This window comes from Streptomyces sp. NPDC047061 (assembly GCF_040643955.1).
Lineage (GTDB): Bacteria > Actinomycetota > Actinomycetes > Streptomycetales > Streptomycetaceae > Streptomyces.
This window is the reverse complement of sequence record NZ_JBEYVI010000028.1, coordinates 92,420-114,561: the sequence shown is the minus strand read 5'-3', so window position 1 is coordinate 114,561 and position 22,142 is coordinate 92,420. Positions and strand designations below refer to the sequence as shown.

Annotated in this window: 19 protein-coding genes and 2 pseudogenes; 8 read left to right on the top strand and 13 right to left on the bottom strand. The window is 73.3% G+C overall.

What is annotated here, in order from left to right; all coding sequences use genetic code 11:
* Positions 1-48 precede the first annotated feature (48 nt).
* Positions 49-1,209 carry an NAD(P)/FAD-dependent oxidoreductase gene (locus ABZ887_RS33000; RefSeq protein ID WP_361297404.1) on the top strand — a complete coding sequence of 387 codons (1,161 nt, stop codon included), beginning with the start codon at positions 49-51 and terminating at the stop codon, positions 1,207-1,209.
* 25 nt (positions 1,210-1,234) lie between these two features.
* Here the strand turns inward: ABZ887_RS33000 and ABZ887_RS32995 are convergent, their stop codons facing one another.
* Both ABZ887_RS32995 and ABZ887_RS32990 read right to left on the bottom strand, forming a co-directional pair.
* Entirely contained in the window at positions 1,235-2,260 is a 1,026-nt protein-coding gene (locus tag ABZ887_RS32995) for an alcohol dehydrogenase catalytic domain-containing protein (RefSeq protein ID WP_361297401.1), read from the bottom strand.
* Entirely contained in the window at positions 2,253-2,684 is a 432-nt protein-coding gene (locus tag ABZ887_RS32990; RefSeq protein WP_361297398.1) for a tautomerase family protein, read from the bottom strand. The genes ABZ887_RS32995 and ABZ887_RS32990 overlap by 8 nt, the downstream gene beginning before the upstream one ends.
* A gap of 106 nt (positions 2,685-2,790) precedes the next feature.
* Between ABZ887_RS32990 and ABZ887_RS32985 the strand changes: the two genes are divergently transcribed.
* Positions 2,791-3,387 (top strand): TetR/AcrR family transcriptional regulator, encoded by a 597-nt coding sequence (locus ABZ887_RS32985; RefSeq protein WP_361297395.1) that lies wholly within the window; start codon positions 2,791-2,793, stop codon positions 3,385-3,387.
* 66 nt (positions 3,388-3,453) lie between these two features.
* Here the strand turns inward: ABZ887_RS32985 and ABZ887_RS32980 are convergent, their stop codons facing one another.
* Positions 3,454-4,032, bottom strand: a complete 579-nt coding sequence (locus tag ABZ887_RS32980; RefSeq protein ID WP_361297392.1) for a TetR/AcrR family transcriptional regulator — start codon at positions 4,030-4,032, stop codon at positions 3,454-3,456.
* Positions 4,033-4,182: 150 nt separating this feature from the next.
* Between ABZ887_RS32980 and ABZ887_RS32975 the strand changes: the two genes are divergently transcribed.
* The gene (locus ABZ887_RS32975) at positions 4,183-5,229 is read left to right on the top strand and encodes an aldo/keto reductase (RefSeq protein ID WP_361297389.1); all 1,047 of its coding nucleotides are present in this window, start codon (positions 4,183-4,185) and stop codon (positions 5,227-5,229) included.
* Positions 5,230-5,241: 12 nt separating this feature from the next.
* Here ABZ887_RS32975 and pip read toward each other — a convergent pair whose 3' ends face one another.
* The 3 genes from pip to ABZ887_RS32960 form a co-directional block, all read right to left on the bottom strand.
* Positions 5,242-6,204: a prolyl aminopeptidase gene (gene pip, locus ABZ887_RS32970; protein WP_361297386.1), complete on the bottom strand. Its 963-nt coding sequence runs from the start codon at positions 6,202-6,204 to the stop codon at positions 5,242-5,244.
* Positions 6,205-6,378: 174 nt separating this feature from the next.
* Positions 6,379-7,293 (bottom strand): peptidoglycan-binding protein, encoded by a 915-nt coding sequence (locus ABZ887_RS32965; RefSeq protein WP_361297383.1) that lies wholly within the window; start codon positions 7,291-7,293, stop codon positions 6,379-6,381.
* Between the two features lie 111 nt (positions 7,294-7,404).
* A complete protein-coding gene (locus ABZ887_RS32960) occupies positions 7,405-9,357 on the bottom strand; it encodes a BTAD domain-containing putative transcriptional regulator (protein ID WP_361297381.1) in 1,953 nt (650 codons plus the stop codon).
* A 271-nt stretch (positions 9,358-9,628) separates the two neighbouring features.
* On the opposite strand from ABZ887_RS32960, the gene ABZ887_RS32955 reads away from it, so the two are divergent.
* Positions 9,629-10,027, top strand: a complete 399-nt coding sequence (locus tag ABZ887_RS32955; protein ID WP_361297378.1) for a hypothetical protein — start codon at positions 9,629-9,631, stop codon at positions 10,025-10,027.
* 1 nt (position 10,028) lies between these two features.
* On the opposite strand, the gene ABZ887_RS32950 is transcribed toward ABZ887_RS32955, so the two are convergent.
* From ABZ887_RS32950 to ABZ887_RS32930, 5 genes are all read right to left on the bottom strand, one after another.
* The gene (locus ABZ887_RS32950; RefSeq protein WP_361297375.1) at positions 10,029-12,428 is read right to left on the bottom strand and encodes a SpoIIE family protein phosphatase; all 2,400 of its coding nucleotides are present in this window, start codon (positions 12,426-12,428) and stop codon (positions 10,029-10,031) included.
* A gap of 126 nt (positions 12,429-12,554) precedes the next feature.
* The gene (locus ABZ887_RS32945) at positions 12,555-13,700 is read right to left on the bottom strand and encodes a sugar ABC transporter permease (protein ID WP_361297489.1); all 1,146 of its coding nucleotides are present in this window, start codon (positions 13,698-13,700) and stop codon (positions 12,555-12,557) included.
* A 98-nt stretch (positions 13,701-13,798) separates the two neighbouring features.
* On the bottom strand, positions 13,799-14,578 hold the full coding sequence (locus ABZ887_RS32940; protein ID WP_361297372.1) for an ATP-binding cassette domain-containing protein: 780 nt from the start codon (positions 14,576-14,578) through the stop codon (positions 13,799-13,801).
* Positions 14,579-14,603: 25 nt separating this feature from the next.
* Complete coding sequence (locus ABZ887_RS32935) at positions 14,604-15,728, bottom strand: substrate-binding domain-containing protein (RefSeq protein ID WP_361297369.1); 1,125 nt, start codon at positions 15,726-15,728, stop codon at positions 14,604-14,606.
* A gap of 119 nt (positions 15,729-15,847) precedes the next feature.
* Positions 15,848-16,339: a MarR family transcriptional regulator gene (locus ABZ887_RS32930; protein WP_361297366.1), complete on the bottom strand. Its 492-nt coding sequence runs from the start codon at positions 16,337-16,339 to the stop codon at positions 15,848-15,850.
* Between the two features lie 128 nt (positions 16,340-16,467).
* Here ABZ887_RS32930 and ABZ887_RS32925 point away from each other — a divergent pair, with 128 nt between their 5' ends.
* The 4 genes and pseudogenes from ABZ887_RS32925 to ABZ887_RS32910 all read left to right on the top strand — a co-directional run bounded on the left by ABZ887_RS32925 (position 16,468) and on the right by ABZ887_RS32910 (position 19,402).
* On the top strand, positions 16,468-17,844 hold the full coding sequence (locus tag ABZ887_RS32925) for an aminotransferase class I/II-fold pyridoxal phosphate-dependent enzyme (protein WP_361297363.1): 1,377 nt from the start codon (positions 16,468-16,470) through the stop codon (positions 17,842-17,844).
* 99 nt (positions 17,845-17,943) lie between these two features.
* Positions 17,944-18,225, top strand: a pseudogene (locus tag ABZ887_RS32920) (sigma-70 family RNA polymerase sigma factor); the annotation flags it as partial.
* Between the two features lie 93 nt (positions 18,226-18,318).
* Positions 18,319-18,663: pseudogene (locus tag ABZ887_RS32915) on the top strand (IS30 family transposase); the annotation flags it as partial.
* Positions 18,647-19,402, top strand: coding sequence for a hypothetical protein (locus ABZ887_RS32910; protein WP_361297360.1), 756 nt, complete (start codon positions 18,647-18,649; stop codon positions 19,400-19,402). The pseudogene ABZ887_RS32915 and the gene ABZ887_RS32910, both read left to right, overlap by 17 nt.
* 28 nt (positions 19,403-19,430) lie before the next feature.
* Here the strand turns inward: ABZ887_RS32910 and ABZ887_RS32905 are convergent, their stop codons facing one another.
* Together ABZ887_RS32905 and ABZ887_RS32900 are read right to left on the bottom strand one after the other, a co-directional pair.
* Positions 19,431-19,874: an HIT family protein gene (locus ABZ887_RS32905; protein ID WP_361297357.1), complete on the bottom strand. Its 444-nt coding sequence runs from the start codon at positions 19,872-19,874 to the stop codon at positions 19,431-19,433.
* Between the two features lie 32 nt (positions 19,875-19,906).
* The gene (locus ABZ887_RS32900; RefSeq protein WP_361297354.1) at positions 19,907-22,036 is read right to left on the bottom strand and encodes a SpoIIE family protein phosphatase; all 2,130 of its coding nucleotides are present in this window, start codon (positions 22,034-22,036) and stop codon (positions 19,907-19,909) included.
* Positions 22,037-22,142 lie beyond the last annotated feature (106 nt).

Genomic DNA, 22,142 nt, shown 5'->3' with positions numbered 1-22,142 from the left:
GCTGGGCCTGGGCCCTGAGAGGCCGGCCCCTTCCCCGGAGGAGTCACCATGCGCGTGCCCGTCACGCCCGTCACGATCATCGGAGCCGGACTCGGTGGCCTCACGCTCGCCCGCGTCCTGCACGTCCACGGCATCCCGGCCACCGTCTACGAGGCGGAGGCCTCCGCGACGGCACGCCCGCAGGGCGGGATGCTCGACATCCACGAGCACAACGGCCAGCCGGCGCTCCGGGAGGCAGGCCTCTACGAGGAGTTCCGCGCCCTCGTGCTGGAGGGGCGCGAGGCGACCCGGGCCCTCGCCGCCGACGGGACCGTCCTGTTCGAGGAGGCCGACGACGGCACGGGGAGCCGCCCCGAGGTGCTGCGCGGCGAGCTGCGCCGGATCCTGCTCGAATCGCTGCCGCCCGGCACCGTCCGGTGGGGCCACAAGGCCGACGGCGTCCGCGCCCTCGGCGAGGGCCGCCACGAGGTGACGTTCGCCGACGGCACCGTCGTCACCACGGGCCTGCTGGTCGGCGCGGACGGCGCGTGGTCCCGGGTCCGCCCGCTGCTGTCCGCCGCCGTACCCGAGTACACCGGCACCTCGTTCGTCGAGACCTACCTGTTCGACGCCGACCTCCGGCACCCGGCCGCCGCGAAGGCGGTCGGCGGCGGGGCGATGTTCGCGCTCGCGCCGGGAAAGGGGATCCAGGCCCACCGGGAGACCGGCGGCACCCTCCACACCTACGTGGCGCTGCGCAGGCCGCAGGAGTGGTTCACCGCGGCCGGCTTCACCGATCCGGCCGCTGCCACCCCGGCCACCACGGTCGCCACGCGGATCGCGGCGGAGTTCGACGGCTGGGCGCCCGAGCTCACCGCTCTGATCACCGACGCCGACACCGCACCGGTCCTGCGTCCGCTGCACACCCTGCCCGCCGGGCACCGGTGGGACCGGGTGCCGGGGGTGACCCTGCTCGGCGACGCGGCCCACCTGATGATCCCGAACGGCGAGGGCGCCAACCTGGCCATGTACGACGGCGCCGAACTCGGCAAGGCGCTAGCCGCGCACCCCGGCGACACCGAGGCCGCGCTCACCGCGTACGAGCAGGCCATGTTCCCGCGCAGCGCCGCGGAGGCCGCCGACGCCGCCGCCCTCCATGAGCACATGCTCGGCGACGACTCCCCGCACGGCCTGATCGCCATGTTCACAGGAGCCGGAGCCGGAGCCTGAGGTCAGCCGACCGCGTGAGCGTCGATCATGGCCCGGCCGACCCCTCGTCCCGTACGAAGACCGGCTTGAGGTGCTTCTCCGGGAGGGCCTCCGGCAACTGCTCCCAGTCCAGGACGTGGGAGACGACGCGGGCCGGGTCGACCTTGCCCGAGCCGGCCAGGGCGAGGGCGTCGGGGATGTGGGCGCGGACGTTGTCGCGGGCGACGCGGAGGGTGACGCCGGTGAGGTACATGTCGAGGAGGGGGAGTTCACCGGGGCGGAAGTGGTTGCCCGCGGACTCGCAGATGCCCTCCGGGGCAAGGGACTTGACCGCGAGAGCCAACTGGTCGACGCGGCCCGTGGCCTCCACCGCGATGTCGAAGCCGTGGTGGACGGGCGGGTCGAGGCTCTCGGCCGTGGCGGCGCCGAAGCCCCGGGCGATCTCCCGGTGCCCGGGGTCGGGGTCGACGTAGAGGACGCTGGACGCGCCCAGCGCGCGGGCGATGTCGGCGACGTACAGGCCGATGCTGCCGCGGGCCACCACCAGCACCCGGGCGCCCGGCCTGCTCCTCAGGTGCGGGGCCACCAGGCGCCAGGACAACGACCAGTTGTCGCTCGCCGAGGCCATGGCCACCGGGTCGAGGCCCGCGGGGAGCGGTACGAGCATGGCGTCCGCGTACGGGACCCGGACCAGGTCGGAGAAGAGGCCGCCCCAGGTGCCGCCGATCGGGGCGCCGTACATCGCCATGTGCGGGACGGCCGAGCAGTGGGCGGTGCGTCCGGCACGGCAGTGCTCGCAGCTGCCGCAGCTGATGGACCAGGGGACGACGACCAGGTCGCCGGGGCGTACGACGGTCACCGCGTCGCCGGTCTCCACCACCCTCGCCACGCACTCGTGGCCCAGCGCGAAGGGCGGCTCGATGAAGCCGTGTCCCGCCAGGATCGCGGTGTCCACATCACAAGAGGTCGCCGCCACGGGCGCCACGATCGCCTCCCCGTCGCCGCGCAGCTCCGGGTCCGGGGCCTCACGCCACTCGACGGTGTCGCGGGCGACGTAGGTCAGTTCACGCATCGGCCCGCGCACCCTCCGCCAGCGCCACCAGGTCGGCGTACCGGACGACCGAGCCGCCCGCGCCCCAGGTGCCGTCCGGCTGCTCGTGCACCAGGACCCAGACCCGCAGGGCGTCGGCGGAGGTGAGACCGGCCGCCGTCAGGACGGTGCGGGTGGCGTCCTCGACCAGTCCGGCCCGGCGCCGCTCGGACAGCGCGCCCGCGGGAACGGTGACGTCCACCAGGAAGCGGGGCGCGTCGTCCTCGGCGGTGGTCTGGGCGCCGTCCGGCAGTTCGACGAGGTGACTCCAGGCCTGGGCGCGGAAGAAGGGCGTGTCGGGCGCGCCCTCCCAGCGCAGCAGGACGGCGGCCAGGTCCCGCTGGACGGTCCTGCGGCCCTCGTCGGTGAGCGAACCGGACGGGGCGGTGAGCCGGATCAGGGGCATGGGTCTCCTCCATGACGAAGCAGCGGCTATGACGATCGTTATAGAGCGAGGCCACGCTAGACTATGACGAGTGTTATAGCCAGGGGTGGTCGGAGGGAGCGGAAGCGTGGGCAAGTCCGGTGGGCCGTCGCGGGATCGCATCGTGGCCGGTGCGGCCGACCTGATCAGCCGGCGTGGTCTGAACGCCACGAGCATCCGTGAGCTGGCCAAACACGCCGACGCGCCGCTCGGTTCGACGTACCACTACTTCCCCGACGGCAAGCAGCAGCTCGCGACGGAGGCGGTGCGGTACGCCGGTACGGCCGTCGAGCGGCTGCTGCGCAAGGAGCTGGCCGCGGGTCCGGCGGCCGGGCTGAGGGCGTTCCTCGGGCTGTGGCGCGGGATCGTCGTGGCGAGCGACTTCCGGGCCGGCTGCCCCGTCCTGGCCGTCGCCGTCGAGGAGCCGCCCCCGGGCGACGACGTCCCGCCCGCGCTCGCCGCGGCGGCCGAGGCGTTCGAGGGCTGGGAGGGGCTGCTCGCCGGTTCCCTGCGGGAGCACGGAGTCGACCCCGACCGGGCCGCCGAGCTGGCGACCCTCGTGGTGGCCTCGGTGGAGGGCGCGATCGCCATGTGCCGCGCCGCGCGCGACATGGCGCCGCTGGACCGGGTGGCGGCCCGGCTCGAAGCACTGATCGCCGCCGCGCTCGGCGGTCCGGCCGGGTGAGACGCCCGGCCCCGCCCGGCGGCGGGGTCGCGGCAGGCCTCGCTCCCGCCTGTCCCGCCCGGCGAGTCAGGCCACGCGACGTAGCCCCGTGACGAGCAGGCCGACCAGGCGGCGGGCGTCGTAACCGGGGTCGTGCTCCGCGCCGATGCAGAGGTTGCCGACGCCGCGCATCAGCTCGTACGCCGTCAGCGGGGCGTGGATCTCGCCGGCCGCGGTCGCCGCGTCGAGGAGCTGCGCGCAGGCGGGGACGAGGTGGTCCAGGAAGTAGGTGTGGAGGGTGTCGAAGCCCGCCTGGTCGGAGTGCAGGGCGGCGGCGAGGCCGTGCTTGGTGGCCAGGAAGTCCACGAAGAGGTCGATCCACTCGCGCAGCGCGTCGTACGGGGTCGGGGCGGAGGCCAGCAGGGCCGGACCGGCCTCGGCGCAGGCGTCCACCTGGTGCCGGTAGACCGCGATGATCAGGTCGGCACGGGTCGGGAAGTGCCGGTAGATCGTCGCCGTGCCGACACCCGCGCGGGCCGCGATGTCGCGCACCGGCGCGTCCACGCCCGACGCGACGAACGCCGCAGCGGCCGCCTCCAGCAACGTCACCTCGTTGCGCCGGGCGTCCGCCCGCCGGGGCCGGGTCGGCCGCTGCTCATCCTTCATCGTCGTGATCCCTCATCGTTGCGCACCCTCCGGCCGTCACCCTATCGGGGCGTTGTCAAACGGGACAGCGTTCCGTATTGTCGAAGACGCGAAACGGGACGCGGTCCCGTTTGGGGTAGCTGTCTTTCCGCCATGTGAGGAGACTCGGTCATGCAGTACCGCACCTTGGGCCGTACCGGCGTGCAGGTCAGCGCGCTCGGGCTCGGCGCGATGAACTTCGGGGCGATCGGGCGTACCACCCAGGAGGAGGCGACCGAGATCGTCGACGCCGCCCTGGACGCCGGGATCAATCTGATCGACACCGCCGACATGTACGGGCAGGGCGAGTCGGAGGAGATGGTCGGCAAGGCCATCGCCGGCCGGCGCGACGACATCGTGCTGGCCACGAAGGCCGGCATGCCGATGGGGGACGAGCGCAACCACCGGGGCGGTTCACGGCGGTGGCTGGTCACCGAGCTGGAGAACAGCCTGCGGCGGCTCGGCGTCGACCACGTCGATCTCTACCAGATACACCGCTGGGACCCGGCCACGAGCGACGAGGAGACCCTGTCGGCGCTGACCGATCTGCAACGCGCCGGGAAGATCCGCCACTTCGGCTCCTCGACCTACCCGGCGTACCGGATCGTGCAGGGCCAGTGGGCCGCCCGCGAGCACCGCCTGAGCCGGTACGTCACCGAACAGCCCAGCTATTCGATCCTCCAGCGGGGCGTCGAGTCCCATGTCCTGCCCGTGACCGAGGAGTACGGGATGGGCGTGCTGGTGTGGAGCCCGCTGGCCTCCGGCTGGCTGTCGGGCGCCGTGCGCAGGGGCCGGTCCATCACCACCAGCCGCGCCGGTATGCTGCCCGACCGCTTCGACCTCACCCTGCCGGCCAACCAGGCCCGGCTCGACGCGGTGGAGCGGCTGGCCACCGTCGCCGACGGGGCCGGGCTGACCCTGATCCAGCTCGCCCTCGGCTTCGTGACCGCGCACCCCGCCGTCACCACCGCCCTCATAGGCCCCCGCACCCCGGAGCACCTGCGCTCCCAGCTCGCCGCCGCCGACACCGTGCTCCCCGCCGACGTGCTGGACGCCATCGACGCGATCGTCGCCCCCGGCACCGACCTGGCCGCACACGAGAAGTACGACACCCCGCCCGCCCTCCTCGACCCGGCGCTGCGCCGCCGCGGCCCAGGCGCGCAGGGCAGGTCGGTCTAGTCCCGGCCCCGGTCACCCGCCTTCGGCGAAGCGGGCGATCGCCGCCAGGGTCGTCCGCCGCAGCGTGGGACTGCCGGTGTGGCCCGCGTCGTCGATCACCTTCAACTCCGCGTCCGGCCAGGCCTTCGCCAGCTCCCACGCCGTCTTCAGCGGGCTGCCGATGTCCAGCCGGCCATGGATCAGCACCCCCGGAATACCGGCCAACCGGTGCGCGTCCCGCAGCAGTTGTCCGTCCTCCAGCCAGGCGTCATGGGCGAAGTAGTGCGCGCAGATGCGGACGAAGGCCATCAGGGAGTCGTCGGGCCGGTCGCTGTAGGCGCCGGGGCTGCCCAGCACCTCGTGGGCGATGACGGCGTCCTCCCAGGTGACCCAGGCACGGGCGGCGGCGACCCGGACCGCGGCGTCCGGACTGTTCAGCAGCCTGTTGTAGGCGACGACGAGACTGCCGTCGCGGTCGGCGGGCGGCAGGGCGTCGCGGAAGGCCTCCCAGGGGCCGGGCAGCAGGCGGCCCACACCGTGGTAGAGCCAGTCGGTCTCCTCGGGGCGGGTCATGGTGACACCGGCGATGACGATCTCGGAGACCCGCTCCGGGTGCCGTTCGGCGTAGGCGAGGATCAGCGTCGAGCCCCAGGAGCCGCCGTAGAGCAGCCAGCGTTCGATGCCGAGGTGCTCGCGCAGCCGTTCCATGTCGGCGATCAGATGGTCGGTGGTGTTGTGCGCGAGGCCGACCGACGGGTCGGAGGCGTGCGGCCGGCTCTCGCCGCAGCCGCGCTGGTCGAAGAGGACGACCCGGTAGACCTCGGGGTCGAACATCCGGCGGCTCCATCGACGCCCCCCGCTGCCCGGGCCGCCGTGCACGCACAGGGCCGGCTTCCCCTCCGGGTTGCCACTGGTCTCCCAGTGGATCCGCTGGCCGTCCCCGACATCGAGAAGACCATGGGCATACGGCTCGACGGGCGGGAACTCCTCGGCCATGAGGCTCTCCTTCCGGAAGGGGGCAGGAACAGCCTTACATCTTGGCCGAGTTGGCTTCGTCAGTTGGCTTCGTCAGTTGGCTTCGCTGGTTGGCTTCGCCGAGTTGGCGGAGGAGAGGGCCGCGAAGGCCCGGGGCCGCGTCGGCCCGGGCCTTCACCGGGGGTGTCAGGAGAATCAGGAGAAGAGGAGGCGCCAGGTCAGCGGGCCGGGAGTGCCGTCGGCGTCGCCGCGGAGCTCCTTGCGGGACTTCTGGAAGTCCCGCACGTTCAGCCGGTCGGCGTCGCCCCAGGTCCGGCTCGGGCCGACCTTGTAGTGGTCGCCGAAGCCGCGCTTGACCAGCTGCTTGCCGAGCTTGAGGACGTAGGAGTTCGAGGCCCCGGTCACGAAGAACTTGCGGCCGGGGAAGGCGGGGACCTTCGGCTTGGTGGTGGTCTTCGGCGCCGGGTCGTCCTCCACGTCCAGGTCGGCCTTCGCGTACTTGACGATCCGGGCGAAGTCGATGGCACCGGGGTCGCCGTGGACGTTCTCGGGGACGTGCGTGTGCCCGCACACCCCCCTGAAGTCCGTCCACTGCGCACCCGTCATCCGCTGGCCCGCGCCGTCGCCGTACGACGTGGGGTAGGCGGGCCAGGACTTCGGGCCGGACAGCGCGACGCCGTGCTGCTCGTGCATCCAGGCCAGGAAGGCGGCGACCCCCTTCAGGGCCCAGTCCGGCGCGTCCGGCCAGTAGACGTGGTCGTGGCCGGCGGACGTCCACTTGGCGTGGGTCTTCGGGTCGCAGGTGCCGGTCAGTTCGACCTGGCACACGTTCATGGTGTTGGTCTCGACGCCGCCCTTCAGATTGACCAGCGCGCGGGAGGAGGTCTCTATGTCGAAGTGCTGGTACCACTTCAGCTTCTTGGCTGCGAGGTCGGGCACCGCCGTCAGATTGGGGGCGGTGGCCCCGCCTTCGTAGGTGGGCAGGGAGTAGCCCTCCGTGGTGTGCAGGACGACGACGTTGACCTCCATCGGGTCTCCGCCGAAGTCGTCCTGGTACCAGTTGGCGCGGCTGGCGCCGGGGTAGCGCTGGGGTCCCGTCTTCGTGCTCATCACGACTCCTGAGGTGAGTGTGTGGCCGGGGATCTGCTGATCCGCCGGAGAGATGGAGAGCTGTGGAGGGGGGTGGCAGAGGTGGCAGGAGTGACAGGGGGCGGGCCCCGGTCAGGGAGGCGTCGGCGCCGTCGGGCCCGCCGCCCGGCGGTGCCGGTCGAGGCGGGCCGGGTCGCTGTCGTCGCGGCCCGCGAGCGTGCGGGCGAGGGCGGCGTGCCGAAGCTGCCGGGCCGACGGGGTCTGGGTGCTCAGCACCACGTCGCGGGGCAGCTCGGGCAGCCGGTAGCGGCCGGTGCCGGCCGCGCCGGGGTCGGCGTCCCAGACCAGGATCCGGGCGGTCACCGCGGCGTCGATCAGGTGCAGGAGCTCGTCCGGGGCGACGCCCTGGACCGCGGCGAGCAGGTCGAGGTCGAGCCGGTCGCCGTCGGCGGCCGCGTAGGTGAGCATGGTCCGGGCCGCTTCGGGGAGCTCGACCAGGCGGGCGTGGACGATGTTGCGGACGGCGGCCGGTACCTGGGCCTCCGGTCCGAGGCGCCGGTGGGGCGGGAGCCTGAGCAGCTCGGCCAGGGCGAACGGGTGGCCCTCGGCACGCCGGTGCAGCGCGGCCGCCGTCTCGGGCGGGGCCTCCTCGCCGTGTGCCGTGAGCATGTCCGCCACGTCGTCGGCGGTCAGCGGCTCCAGGGTCAGCCAGGCCGCGCCGAGCAGAGCCAGTTCGGCGAGCAGCGTGCTGGAGACGGGGGCGTCCGGGTTGCGCAGGGTGCACACGAACAGCACCGGGGCTTCCCGCAGCACCTGGGCGAGCCGCCGCAGCAGACGGTGGAAGCCCTGCGGCGCCCGGTCGAGGTCGTCGACGACGACGAGCGTGGGCGCCTGGGTGAGTTCGCGGACGACCGTGGCGAGAGGGTCCTTCTGCGCGACCTCGTCCTCGGCGGAGTCCTTGCCGTCCTGCCGCAGCGCGTCCAGGAGCTGGACGGTGGGACAGGTCTGGACGATCCCGCGGTTGCCGCTGAGCGCCTGACCGGCCCGGGTGCGGGCGACGGTGAAACCGGCGGCCTCGGCACGGGCGGCGGTCTCCTCCACCAGCCGGGTCTTGCCCGCCCCTTGTTCGCCGGCGACCACGGCCCAGTGGGGGCGGTTCGCGGTCGCCTCCGACAGCAGGGCGGCCAGCTGCGCCATCTGTTCGCCGCGGCCCGCGAACGGCGCGGCCGCGGCGGCCGGTCGCGGGTGCGTGCCGGCGGCGGTGAACTCGGGCCCCGGGGGCGGCGGCTGCGGCCCGGCGGCACCGAGGACGACAACGTCGTGCCGCAGGATCGCGGTGTGCAGGTCCCGCAGCCGGGGGCTCGGGTCCAGCCCGAGCTCCGTGGCGAGCATGTCGCGGAACCGCTCGTACCGCTTCAGCGCCTCGACCGGCCGTCCGGCCGTGTAGAGGGCGCGCATCAGCAGCGCCCAGGAGGTCTCCCGGAGCGGGGCCCTGAGGACGAGGCTCTCGGCGACGTCGATCGCCTGCTCCGTCTCGCCCTGCTGGACGAGGAGCGCGGCCCGCAGCTCCCTGGCGTCGTGGAGGGCGCCGTCGAGCCGGGTGCGCTCCCGGATCGCGAAGGCGTGCTCACCGGCCTCGGCCAGGGCCTCGCCGCGCCACAGCCCGAGCGCCGCGTCGATCTCCTGCCGGGCGAAGGAGAACTGACGGTTCCGCAGCGCCTCGCGGGCCCGGCCCACGCCGTCCTCGAAGAGCACGGTGTCCCGGGCCTCGCGGGGCAGTTTCAGGGCATACCCGGAGGTGCCGCTGACCAGCATGGCGGACCTGCCCTGCCGTACCGGGTCGAGGACCGCGCGCAGCCTGCTGACGTGGGCGCGCACCGAGGAGGCGGCGCCGGTCGGCCGGTCCGTCGGCCACAGGTCGCGCAGGATCGTCTCCTGCGAGACGGGCCGGCCGTCCTCGACGAGCAGCCGCAGCAGCAGCAACCGGCGCTGCCGGGGCCCCAGGTCGAGGGGCACGTGGTCCCGGAGGACTTCCACGGGGCCGAGCACGCCGAACCGCATCTCCTGTCCTGGCCGGGGGTTCATCGGGTGGCTCTCCTGGGCGGTACGGGGCGCGCACATGCGCCACCGCTTCATGTGACGGTTAGGCAAAGCAGTCAATCAATGGTTCGTTGCCCGGGTGTTGTCGGGTTGTTGTTCGCCGCATTGTTCGTGGTGTTGTTCGTGGTGCAGGCGGTGGTGCAGGCGGTGGTACGGCGGGCCGGGCCCGTACTCAGGTCGCCCCCGGGGCATCCGGACGGCCGGTCTGAGTACGCGCACTCTGTCCGATGACCGGCCCGGAAGGAACGCTGGGGGCATGCGACTTCACAAGCCTGTGCTCAGGGCGTCGGTACCGGTGTGCGTTCTCGCCGGTGTGTCGGTGGCGGCCTGGGCCGCCTGGCTGGGCTGGGACCAGCAGTACGACGTACGGCCCGACGGGTCGACCAGCGGGCCGTACGCGGTCTGGCAGGTCGTCGGGCTGGTCCTCACCCTGCTCGTGCCCGTCTGCTGGGCGGCGGCCCGGGGCCACAGCGCGGCCGCCGTGGGCGGTACCACCGCGGGGCTCACCCTCGCCGCCTGCGTCGACTGGGCGGACGACGCCAGCGGGCTCTTCGTGGTCGGCGTGGTGCTGGTCATGGCCGGGACGTTCGTCGCCACCGCCGTCGTCTCCGCCGTGGCCGACACCCTGCGGCGGGACCTGCCGCTGCCCCGGTGAGTCAGGCGGACAGCGACTGTTCCGCCCAGATCGTCTTGCCGGTCGGGGTCTGGCGGCTGCCCCAGCGTTCCGAGATCTGGGCGACCAGGAGCAGGCCGCGGCCGCCCTCGTCGTAGACGCGGGCCCGGCGCAGATGGGGGGCCGTGCTGCTGCCGTCGGAGACCTCGCAGATGAGGGACGCGTCGCGGATCAGGCGGAGGGCGATCGGGCCGTCGCCGTAGCGGACCGCGTTCGTGACCAGTTCGCTGACGATCAGTTCGGTGGCGAAGACCGTGTCCGTCAGGCCCCACGCCTCCAGCTGTTCGCAGGCCATCTTCCGGGCCCCGGCGACGGCGGCCGGGTGCTGGGGGAGCTGCCAGGTGCGGACCTGCGCGGTGTCCAGGGCGGCGGTGCGGGCGAGCAGCAGGACGATGTCGTCGGCCGGGCGGCCGGTCAGGACCGTGCGCAGGACGTGGTCGCAGGTCTCCTCCAGGGGCGCGGCCGGGTCGGCCAGGGCGCGGCGGAGCAGGCCGAGGCCCACCTCGATGTCGTGGTCGGCGGTCTCCACCAGGCCGTCGGTGTAGAGGGCGAGCACGCTGCCCTCGGCCAGGTCCACCTCGGCGGACTCGAAGGGCAGGCCGCCGAGGCCGAGCGGCGGGCCGGCCGGGAGGTCGAGGAAGCGGACGTCGCCGCCGGGGGTGACCAGGGCCGGCGGCGGATGGCCGGCGCGGGCCATGGTGCAGCGGCGGGTCACCGGGTCGTACACGGCGTACAGGCAGGTCGCGCCCACCTCGCCGGAGGACGCCGCGTCCGTCCGGCCGGGCACCTCCGGGCCCTCCTCGCGGTCGAGCCGGATGACCAGGTCGTCCAGCTGGGTGAGGAGTTCGTCGGGGGCGAGGTCGACGTCCGCCAGCGTCCGTACCGCGGTCCGCAGCCGGCCCATCGTGGCCGAGGCGTGGATGCCGTGGCCGACTACGTCGCCGACGACCAGCGCGACCCGGGCCCCGGAGAGCGGGATGACGTCGAACCAGTCGCCGCCGACGTCCGCGCCGGAGCCGGTGGGCAGGTAGCGGTAGGCCACCTCCGTCGCCGCCAGGCCGGGCGGCCGGCCGGGCAGCAGGCTGCGCTGCAGGGCGAGGGCGGTGCGGCGCTCGCGGGTGTAGCGGCGGGCGTTGTCGACGCTCACCGCGGCCCTGGCGACGATCTCCTCCGCGAGCCGCTGGTCGTCCTCGGTGAAGGACTCGGGCGTGCGGTGCCGCAGGAAGTGGGCCAGGCCGAGGGTGACGCCGCGGGCCCGCAGCGGGACCATCAGCACCGAGTGGATCATGTGCCGGGCGACGGAGTCGGCGCGGGCCTGGGAGGTCCTGAGCCACTCCTGCATGCCGGGGTCGCCGGGCCGGTGGCGGGTGCCGCGGCCGGCCAGCAGGGTCCACATCGGAGGCGTGTCCACCGGGTAGCGGAACGCGTCGCCGGGGTCGGCCACCGCCTCCGGGCAGCCCTCGAGCACCGACCGCTGTGCCGTACGGCGCACGGCGACCGGCTCGCCCGGTGTCAGCGGCTCCGGCTCGTCGCCGAGGGCCACGGACTCCAGCAGGTCGACGGTGACGAAGTCCGCGAACCCGGACACGGCCACCTCGGCCAGCTCCTCGGCGGTGCGGGTCACGTCCAGGGTGGTGCCGATGCGCATGCCGGCGTCGTTGAGGACGGCCAGGTGGCGGCGGGCCCAGTACTGCTCCGTGGTGTCGAAGACGACCGCGGACAGGCCCTGCACCGTGCCGTCCTCGTCCTTCAGTGGGGAGAAGTACATCGACCAGGAGTGCTCCCGGGTCTCGCCGGGCGCCTGGGCGTGCTGCTCGTGGAAGATCGTCCGCCCGGTGCGCAGGACCTGCCGCTGGAGGCGGTCGTACTCGTCGAAGGGGAAGCTGGGCTCGATCTCCGACAGGGTCAGGCCCCGCATCTCCGCCGCGGGCAGGCCCATGATCTGGGACATGACGTCGTTGGCGGCGACGAACCGGGCCTCGCGGTCGTAGATCGCCACCGGCGTGGGCAGCTGGGCGAGCGTGAGGTCCCACAGGGTCGCCGCGCCCGGCTGGTCCCGTCCGGTCACGGTCGCCGGCGGGCCACCGGTGACCAGCCAGAGCGGCCTGTCGCCGGTGTCCGCGAGCGGGGTTCCCTGGAGGCGTACGACGATCCGGTCGCCGTTGCGGTGCCGCAGCGCCACCTCGGTGGACCACCGTTGCCCGTCGGCGAGGTGGCGGCGCGCGGACGGGGGCAGCTCGGCGGCGAGCAGCATCCGGGTGGAGCGGCCGCATACCTCGGCGGGTTCGTACCCGAGCAGCCGCCGGGCACCCGCGCTCCACACCAGGACCACGCCGTCGGCGTCGACGACGACCGCCAGGTCCTCCGGTATGCGTCCTTCCATGGTGCCTCCGGACGTCCGGGTACCCGTCCCGGTACCCCGCCCCACCCCGTTCCAAGGATCCCGCCAGGCGCTGCTCCGCTCAACCGGCACAGGACGCGCGGCGCCGCCGGACCGCCCCGACAGCCGCTAGGCCCGCGCCCGCCCCGCCGCCGCCCGTCGGGCCAGGGCGTCGAAGACCACCGCGATCAGCAGCACCCCGCCCGTGATCATGAACTGGACCGCGGGCTGGACCCCCAGCAGCGCCATGCCCGAGGCGATCGACTGGATGATGAGGACGCCGAGCAGCGCCGACCAGGTCGAGCCGCGGCCGCCGAAGAGACTGGTGCCGCCGATGACGGCGGCGGCGATGGCGTTGATCAGCAGCATGCCGGAGCCCGGCACCGTGGTCGCCGAGGTCAGCCGGGAGGCCACGAACAGGCCGCCCACCGCCGCCAGCGCGCCCGAGACGAGGAAGACGGAGACCCGTACCCGGGCCACCGCGACACCTGCCCGCAGGGCCGCCTCCGCACGGCCGCCGAGGGCGAGGACCTGGCGGCCGTAGGCCGTGCGGCGCAGCAGGAGGTCGGAGGCGACGAGGACCGCGAGGAAGATCAGGAGGGCGAGGGGCAGGCCCTCGAAGCGGTCCAGGACGTAGGCGGCGGCGAAGGCGGCGACGGCGAGCAGGGCGGTGCGGGCCCAGATCTCGGCCGTGGGCCGGTTCGGCATGCCGGCGGCGGCCCGGCGGCCGCGGTCGTGGAAGGAGACGGCGAGGTAGGCGGCCGTACCGAGCGCGGCGAGGCCGTAGGTGGCGACGGCGGCCGGGAAGTGGCGGCTGGTCAGCGCGGCGACCAGCCCGTCCCCGTCGAAGTCGATGGACCCCTCCGGGCCCAGCAGGTAGAGCATCAGGCCGTTCCAGGTCAGCAGCCCCGCGAGGGTCACGACGAACGCGGGCACCCCGGTCTTCGTGTACACGAACCCGTGGAAGGCCCCGGCGCCCGCCCCCACCGCGACCCCGACCAGCACGGCGAGCCACCCCGGCACCCCGTGGTTCACGTTCAGCGCCGCGAACAGGGCGCCCGACAGGCCGGCCAGCGACCCCACCGACAGGTCGAGCTCGCCGATCAGCAGGACGAAGACGACACCGACGGCGACCATCCCGGTCCCGACGATGTCCACGCTGAGCACGGACAGGTTGCGCGGCGACAGGAAGTTCGCGTTGAGGCTCTGGAAGACCGCCCAGATCACGCCGAGGGCGAGCAGCACCGGGGCCGGACCGAGGCCGCCCTCGTGCAGCCGGCGGCGCGCGGTGTCCGCGTATGCGCGGAGGCGGTCCTGTCGGAGACGGTCTTGTCCGAGGCGGCCTCGACGGAAGCGTCCGGTGAAGGGCCCCCTCACGACCATCTCTCCCCGGGGTCGGCGGACGGGCGGTGCCGGCCGGAGTGGTCCGCCGCGCCCGTGACGGAGGCGATGATCTGCTCCTGCGAGGTGGTGCCGACGTCGAACAGGCCGTTGTTGCGGCCGAGGCGCAGTACGGCGACCCGGTCGGCGACGGCCTTGATGTCCCCCATGTTGTGGCTGATGAGGAGGATCCCGGTGCCCCGGTCGCGGAGCTCCTCGACGAGGTCGAGGAGATGGTTGGTCTGTTCGATGCCCAGGGAGGCGGTGGGTTCGTCGAGAAGGAGCAGCCGGGGCGCGCTGAGGAACGACCGGGTGATCGCGACGACCTGCCGCTGGCCGCCGGACAGCGTGGCGAGCGGGGCCCGCACGTCCGGGATGTCGATGGGCAGGGTCCGCAGCAGCTCACGGGTGCGGCGCTCCATCTCGACCTCGTCGAGGACGCCGTACCGCTGGATCTCCCGGCCGAGGAAGAGGTTGCCGACGACGTCGAGGTTCCCGCACATGGCGAGGTCCTGGTAGACGGTCGCGATGCCGAGCGCCCGGGCGTCGTGGGGGCGTCTGATCTGGACGGGGCGGCCCTCCCACGCGATGACGCCCCGGTCCGGGGGACCGACCCCGGAGATCACCTTGACCAGTGTGGACTTGCCGGCCGCGTTCCCGCCGACCAGGGCGACCACCTCCCCGGCCCGGATCTCCAGGTCGACGTCGACCAGCGCCTGGACGGCGGCGAACCGCTTGGAGACACCGTGCAGCGCCAGCAGGGGCTGGACCACGGGCCACCACCTCCTTCCCCGGGCCCTATGAGGTGAGTCCGGCCTTGGCGCAGGCGGACCGCAGCTTGGGGGTGCATATCTGGTCGATCGTGTAGATACCGTCCTTCACCACAGTGTCCTTGATCGTGCCGGTCGTCACCGAGTGGGCCGGCAGCAGCACCGCGGGGATGTCCCTGGTGGTCGCGCTGTCGACGGTGGTGGCGGCGACGGATCCGACCGGCTCGCCGCGGCCCAGGGCGACGGCCATCTCGACGGCGGCCCCGGCCTCGGCCCGGTAGGACTTGTAGACGGTCATGTACTGCCGGCCCGCGACGATCCGCTGCACCGCCGTGAGGTCGGCGTCCTGGCCGGTCACCGGGGGCAGCGGCCGGACCGCGCCGGCCTCGAGCGCGGAGATCGCGGCACCGGCGAGGCTGTCGTTGGCGGCCAGGACACCGTGGATGTTGTCCGCGCCCAGGGCGGCGATGGCCCCGGCCATCTCGGTGTACGCGTTGTCCGGCCGCCAGCCGGGGGTGTCGTACGACTTGCCGATCCGCACCTTGCCCCGCAGGACCGAGAGCGCGCCCCGCTCGAACCAGCCGGTGTTGGGGTCGGACGCGGCGCCGTTCACCATGACGATCTGGCCGTCGTCCGCCTTCGCCCCCATGCCCTGCAGCAGCGCCTCGCCCTGGAGTCTGCCGATCGCCGCGCCGTCGAAGGTGACGTAACCGGAGACCGGCCCCAGGGCGAGCCGGTCGTAGGCCACGACCGGGATGCCGGCCCGGTGCGCGGCCTCCACCGACGAGCGCAGCGACCTGGGGTCGATGGCGGAGAGGATCAGGACGTCCACGCGGCGGGTGATCATGGCGTCGAGCTGCTGTTGCTGGACGTCCGGCTCGGGGGTGGCCACGACGGCCGCGGCCGGGCAGTGCGGGCACAGCTGCTTCAGCTTCTGCTCGATGAACGGCCGGTCGAACTGCCCGAACCGCGAGGCACCGCCCCCCGGCAGCAGCACGCCGACACTGAGCCCCGCCCCCTGCCCACCCCCGCCTCCACCCCCGCCTCCGGTCCCGCCGCAGGCGCCGGTCAGCGCGAACCCGGCGCCGACGGCGACCGCGACGACCGCCCGGACGAACGGCCTCCGCCGCCCACCCGAAACGCCGAGACTCATGACGAGCCCCCTGCCCAGAGCGATGACCGGACCAGTAACCGGACCCATGACCGACTCTTTGGGTGATGTGCCCAAGAATCACCCCATATAAAATGTCCGGTATCAGGGTAGTGAAGCCGTCACCCGGTGTCCTCGCGGAGGGCCCGGTCGATCGCGGCCAGCGCACCGGTCAGCCGCGTGTAGTCGTCGGCGGTCAGGGGTCCGACGAAGAACTCCTCCACGACCCGGGCGTGCACCGCGGCCGCGGCCAGGAAAGCCGTCCGCCCCTCGGTGGTCGGCTCCACCAGGGCCACCCGCCGGTCCCCGGGGGACGGCACCCGCCGGACCAGCCGGGCCTCCTCCATGCGGTCGATCAGGCGGGTGGTACCGCTGCTGGTGAGCGTGAGGTCGTCGGCCAGCTGCCGTTGGGAGATCTCCTCGCCGGACCGGCGGCAGAGCAGGATCAGCACCTCCAGCATGGTGTGGCTGATCCCGCACTCCCGGCGCAGTGCGCTGTCGATGCGCTGCTCCAGACGGGTGGCGGACGTGATCAGCAGCCCGAAGTCCCGGACGAGCGGACTGTTGGCGGCGCGGGCGGCGGCTTCGGCGTCGTGCTCGGGCGTGGAGTTCATCGCGACCGACCCTACTGCGACGGCACTCACCGCAGAGGTGATGTCTGCGCACTCAATTGCTGACTAGATGATTGCTGACTAGTCAATTAAATCGTACGGTGGGAGCACCGCGAGCGAGAGGAAGATCCGTGGATCTGCAGCACTGGCTCGGCCGAGCCACCGACGCGATACAGGAGTGGGCCGACACCTTCGGCCTCTACCGGCGCCACCCGTCCCTCGACGTCGCCGACGACCGCTTCGCGCCGGTCTTCGCGGAGTTCACGGACCGGCTCAAGGACAACTACCCCTTCTTCCACCCGCACTACGCGGGCCAGATGCTCAAGCCCCCGCACCCCGCCGCGGTGGTCGGCCACCTCACCGCGATGCTGATCAACCCCAACAACCACGCCCTGGACGGCGGCCCCGCCACGGCGAAGATGGAACGTGAGGCGGTCGCGCAGCTCGCCGCGATGTTCGGGTACGACACGCACCTCGGCCACCTCACCACCAGCGGCACCATCGCCAACCTCGAAGCCCTCTTCGTCGCCCGCGAGCTCCACCCCGGCCGGGGCATCGCGCACAGCGCCGACGCCCACTACACCCACGGCCGTATGTGCCACGTCCTGGACATGACCAGCCACCCCGTCCGCACCGACGACCAGGGCCGGATGGACCTCGACGCACTCGCGGACGTCCTGGCGACCGGTGCCGTCGGCACCGTCGTCGTCACCGCCGGCACCACCGGGCTCGGTGCCGTCGACCCCGTCCACGAGATCCTGCCGCTCGCCGAACGCCACGGGGTCCGCGTGCACGTCGACGCGGCCTACGGCGGCTTCTTCACGCTCCTCGCCGGTGCCGCGGGCCCCGAGGGCCTGCCGCCCGAGCCCTGGCGGGCCCTCGCCCGCGCCGACTCGATCGTCGTCGACCCGCACAAGCACGGACTCCAGCCCTACGGCTGCGGAGCCGTCCTCTTCCGCGACCCCGACGTCGGCCGCTTCTACCTGCACGACTCGCCGTACACCTACTTCACCTCCGGCGAGCTCCACCTGGGCGAGATCAGCCTGGAGTGCTCCCGTGCCGGTGCCGCGGCGGCGGCCCTGTGGCTCACCTTCCGACTCCTGCCGCCCACGCCCGACGGCCTCGGCCAGGTACTGGCGGCCGGGCGCCGGGCCGCCCTGCGCTGGGCGGACCTGATCGAGGCGTCGGACGCCCTGGAGCTCTACCAGCGACCCCAGCTGGACATCGTCACCTTCTTCCCGGCCACCGACCCGGCCGCCCTCACCACCATCGACGCCGCCTCCGCCCGCGTCCTGACCGACGGCATGACCGCCCCCGAACCGGTCTTCCTCAGCACCCTCAAGGCCGACCGCGACGCCTTCGCCGCCCGCCACCCCAAGGTCACCGCGGACGCGGACGACGCCCGGATCCTGCGCAGCGTCCTCATGAAGCCGGAGTCGGAGGACCACGTCGAGTACCTGCACGACCGGGTGGAGCGGCTGGCCAGGGGGACGACACCGGCCACCTGACGGCCGCCGTCGTACAGGCTGTCGGGCGGCGGACACCCGCTCGCTAGTCTGGCCGCGGTTTTCTGTCATGCCGACGGCGTCGACCGACCCTCCCCTTGCATGAGCGACTTCTCACCCAGTGGACATGACGCGCAGACCGCCGTCGTCAGGGCCGCGCAGGCCGGCGACCAGCGGGCGCTCGACGTGCTCGTGGCGGACCATCTGCCCCTCGTCTACAACGTCGTCGGGCGTGCCCTGAACGCGCCCTCCGACACCGACGACGTCGTCCAGGACGTCATGCTGCAGATGGTCCGCGACGTGGGGCAGCTGCGCGATCCCGCCGCGTTCCGCTCGTGGCTGGTGGCGATCGCGATGCGCCAGGTGCGCCGGCACTGGCGGCTGCGGCGGGCGGCGCCGCCGCAGGCCGACGCCGAGTGGCTGGACGAGACCGCGCAACTCGCCGATCCCGGCGCCGACTTCGCCGACCTCACCATCACCGTGCTGCACCTGCCCGAGCAACTGGCACGGTCGCTGACGTGGGATCGAGGAAAGGAGATGTCGGCACACGCTCAATTCAAGGTCGAGACTGGCATTCCCGTGTTCTTCGCCGATCCACATAGTCCATGGCAGCGCGGCACCAACGAGAACACCAATGGGCTCTTGCGTCAGTACTTTCCGAAAGGCACCGATCTCTCCAGATGGTCCGCCGAGGAAGTCGAGGCCGTCGCTCACACTCTCAACAGCAGACCCCGCAAGACGCTCGGTTGGAAGACACCCGCCGAAGCACTCAACGAGCAGCTACAGTTGATTCAACAAGCCGGTGTTGCAACGACCGCTTGAATCCGGTCAGTACACCGCGTCGGCGGCCGACTACGACCAGGACGATCCCGCCACCGTCGACCGGCAGATCAAGGACATGCAGTACGGCGGCCTCCAGGCCGGCATCGCCTCCTGGTGGGGCGCCGGCAAGCGTGAGGACAAGCGGATGCCGCTGCTCATGTCCGAGGGCGCCAGGCTGGGCTTCTCCTGGACGACGTACTACGAGAACGAGGCGTACGGGAACCCGTCCGCGACCCAGATCCACAGCGACCTCGTGTACCTGCGCAAGTACTCCGACCAGAAGACCTGGCTGCACGTCGACGGCAAGCCGGTGATCTTCGTGTACGCGGCGGGCGACGACGGCTGCGCCATGGTCGACCGGTGGACCGAGGCCAACCGCACCGCCGGCTACTACGTCGTCCTGAAGGTGTTCGGCGGCTACCGCACGTGCGCGAACCAGCCGCAGGGCTGGCACCAGTACGCGTCCGGCCTGGACCTCCAGCAGGGCTACTCGGCGATCCTCTCGCCGGGCTTCTACAAGTACGACGCCGACAAGCCCGTCGTCCCCCGTGACCTGGACCGCTTCCGCCGGGACGCCACGACCGTCGCCACCTCCGGCGCGCCGTTCCAGCTGCTCGTCACCTACAACGAATGGGGCGAGGGCACGGCCGCCGAGTCCGCCACGGACTGGGCCAGCGCCAGCGGCCACGGCGCCTACATGGACGTCCTGCACGACGTCTTCACGGCCCACCCCCGCTGACGGGCCCGCGGGGCCGGCCGGGTCGGCGTCAGCCGCCGGACGCCGCCGCCTGCTCGACCTGTTCGGCGAACCCGAGCTCGCGCAGCGCGGTGCGCAGCCGTGCCGCGGCCTCGTCAAGGGCGGCCTCGTCCTTCTCCAACGTGGCCCGGGAGAAGTCGAGTTCGGCCATGCCCCAGGCGGGTGCGACATGGATGTGCAGGTGCGGCACCTCGAAGCCCGCGATGACCAGACCGGCCCGGGGCGCGTCCCAGGCGCGCCGCACCCCGCGGCCGACCGCCTGGGCCACCGTGACGCAGCGGGCCAGCAGTTCGCCGTCCGCGTCCGTCCACTGGTCCACCTCCCGCCGGGGCACCACCAGGGTGTGCCCCGGGGTCAGCGGGGCGATGCTGAGGAACGCGGCGACCTCGGGGTCCTGCCAGACGAACCGGGCGGGCAGTTCTCCGGCGAGGATCCGGGAAAAGAGCGTCGGCATGCGGCGAGTATCCCCCGCGTCCCGAGCGGCCGTCAGCGGATCTCGCTCGACGATCCCGGGCGCCCGGTCCGCAGCAGGAGCACGGCGAGGTCGTCGGTGTGGCCGCCGGCCGGCCAGGCCTGGTGGACGAGGCTGTCGATGAGGCGCTCCAGGTCGTCGGCGTCCGCGTGCGCGAGGTGCTCGGCGAGGTCGGCGGTGGCGCGGTCGACGTCGGTCCCGGGGCGTTCGACGAGGCCGTCGGTGTAGAGGGCGAGCACGGCGCCCGCCGGGAGTGCGCCGCGGGTGACGGGGTAGCGGGCGCAGGCGTCGACGCCGAGCGGCGGCCCGGGGTCGAGGTAGAGGGGGTGGGCCCGGCCGGGCGCCGGGCGCAGCAGCGGCGGTACGTGGCCGGCGCCGGCCAGGGTGAGCTCCTGGCGGGCCAGGTCGAGGTGGACGTAGAGGCAGGTCACCAGGAGGTCGGGGGTCAGGTCGGCGAGCAGCCGGTTGGTGCGGGCGATGACCTGGTCCGGGGTGGCTCCGGCGGTGGCGTGGGCGTGGATGGCGGTGCGGACCTGGCCCATCAGGGCGGCCGCGGCCATGCTGTGGCCCTCGACGTCGCCGATGACGGCGGCCGCGCAGGTGTCGTCCAGGCGCAGCAGGTCGTAGAAGTCGCCGCCGACGTCGATGCCGTGCCCGGCCGGCAGATAGCGGACGGCGACGTCGAGACCGGGCAGGGCGGGGAGGCTGCGCGGCAGCAGCGCCTGCTGGAGCTGGTGGACGAGGTGGTGCTGGGTGTCGTAGAGGCGGGCCCGGTCCAGGGCCTGGGCGAGCAGACCGGCCAGTGGGGTGAGGACGGCGCGTTCGTCGGCGGTGAAGGCGTGCGGGCGCTCGTAGGAGAGCACGCAGCAGCCCACCGGGCGCCCCGAGATGATCAGGGGCAGGAAGGCCCACGCCTGTTTCCCGCTGACCTGGGGTGCCCGGGGGTAGACGGCGGTCAGCTCGGCCGGGCTGCCGAAGAAGGCGGGGACACCGCTCGCCATGACCTGGCCGACCGGGGTGACGCCGGTGTCGAGGGGGAGGGCGTCGAGGCGTTCGGCGGCTTCGGCGGAGTAGCCGTGTATCCCGGCGATCCGGAGCCGGCCCGCCTCGGCGATGCTGATCACGAGCCCCTGGGCGCCGAACGCGGTCAGGACGTTGTCCGCCATGAGTGCGACGAGGTCCCGGGTGGTCACCGTCTCCGTGAGCGCGGCCGCCAGGTGGATCAGCTGGTAGAGGCGTCCGGGCGTGGTCGGCGCGGGCTCCGCGCGCCCGCTCGCCCCGGCCGCCGTCTCCGCACCGGCGGTGATGCGCACGCTGATGCCGCTGGCGTCCGGGTGGAGGTGGAAGGTCAGCCAGTGGTCCGGCGGGCGGAGTGCGCTGAAGGCGACCGGCGCCCGGCTGACGACCGCCAGGCGGTACCGCTCCTCGTACCTCAGGTCGTCCAGCCACGGCAGCGACTGCCACGGCCGCGTGCCGAGCAGCCGGTCGGCGTCCCGGCCGAGCAGCCGTGCGGCCGGGGCGGACATGAAGGTGATCCTGCCCTCCAGGTCCAGGGCCAGGGCGCCGTCCGGGATCCGGTCGAGGTAGTCGACCGCGGCCAGTGCGGTCTGGGCCGGGTGGTGCAGCGAGTCCACGGCCACGACACGCGGCCGGTCGGGGAGAGCGGGCGGCACCGGGGAGTCGTCCAGGAGCCGGGCCAGCCGGCGGGCGCTCGCGGTGATGTGGTGGCGTTCGCGGGTGGTGGCCCGGGAGGGGTGGTCGGCGGGCCACATCAGCACCACCCCGCCCCACCGGCGGCGCACCCCGCGCACCGGGGCCGCGGCGAGCGCGAAGGGGTACGGCAGGACGGCCGCCGCCCGCGGGTAGCGGCGCGCCATCTCGTCCTGGCAGCCGATCCAGACCAGCTGGTCCGCCGCGATCGCGTCGGCCACCGGGACCGGCGCGGTCAGCGGCAGCCGCTGCCAGGGCGCGGTGAAGTCGACGGGCAGTCCGCACAGCGCCACCAGGCGCAGCAGCGCGGCCGGCTCCTCGACGAGGTACAGGCCGCCGATCGCCGCGCCCGTCCGGCGCACCATGTCGGCCAGCGCCACGCCCAGGGCGTCGTCGACCGGGAGGTCACTCCCGGGCCGGGCACGGAGCCGCATGACGTTCGCCCTCCGGTCGTGTGCGGTGGGAGGCACGCCTCGTACGCGGGCGTTCCCCTGGAGAGGTGCATACCGCCTATTCACGACAATATGTGCACAGCTTCCC

Excerpts from the sequence above, each read along its gene's own strand:
- ABZ887_RS32900 (WP_361297354.1), bottom strand. The coding sequence starts at position 22,036 with ATGCGGCTCCGTGCCCGGCCCGGGAGTGACCTCCCGGTCGACGACGCC.
- ABZ887_RS32960 (WP_361297381.1), bottom strand. The coding sequence starts at position 9,357 with ATGAACCCCCGGCCAGGACAGGAGATGCGGTTCGGCGTGCTCGGCCCC.
- ABZ887_RS32905 (WP_361297357.1), bottom strand. The coding sequence starts at position 19,874 with ATGCCGACGCTCTTTTCCCGGATCCTCGCCGGAGAACTGCCCGCCCGG.
- ABZ887_RS32950 (WP_361297375.1), bottom strand. The coding sequence starts at position 12,428 with ATGGAAGGACGCATACCGGAGGACCTGGCGGTCGTCGTCGACGCCGAC.
- ABZ887_RS32990 (WP_361297398.1), bottom strand. The coding sequence starts at position 2,684 with ATGCCCCTGATCCGGCTCACCGCCCCGTCCGGTTCGCTCACCGACGAG.
- ABZ887_RS33000 (WP_361297404.1), top strand. The coding sequence starts at position 49 with ATGCGCGTGCCCGTCACGCCCGTCACGATCATCGGAGCCGGACTCGGT.
- ABZ887_RS32955 (WP_361297378.1), top strand. The coding sequence starts at position 9,629 with ATGCGACTTCACAAGCCTGTGCTCAGGGCGTCGGTACCGGTGTGCGTT.
- ABZ887_RS32980 (WP_361297392.1), bottom strand. The coding sequence starts at position 4,032 with ATGAAGGATGAGCAGCGGCCGACCCGGCCCCGGCGGGCGGACGCCCGG.
- ABZ887_RS32935 (WP_361297369.1), bottom strand. The coding sequence starts at position 15,728 with ATGAGTCTCGGCGTTTCGGGTGGGCGGCGGAGGCCGTTCGTCCGGGCG.
- ABZ887_RS32975 (WP_361297389.1), top strand. The coding sequence starts at position 4,183 with ATGCAGTACCGCACCTTGGGCCGTACCGGCGTGCAGGTCAGCGCGCTC.
- ABZ887_RS32995 (WP_361297401.1), bottom strand. The coding sequence starts at position 2,260 with ATGCGTGAACTGACCTACGTCGCCCGCGACACCGTCGAGTGGCGTGAG.
- ABZ887_RS32930 (WP_361297366.1), bottom strand. The coding sequence starts at position 16,339 with ATGAACTCCACGCCCGAGCACGACGCCGAAGCCGCCGCCCGCGCCGCC.
- pip (WP_361297386.1), bottom strand. The coding sequence starts at position 6,204 with ATGGCCGAGGAGTTCCCGCCCGTCGAGCCGTATGCCCATGGTCTTCTC.
- ABZ887_RS32965 (WP_361297383.1), bottom strand. The coding sequence starts at position 7,293 with ATGAGCACGAAGACGGGACCCCAGCGCTACCCCGGCGCCAGCCGCGCC.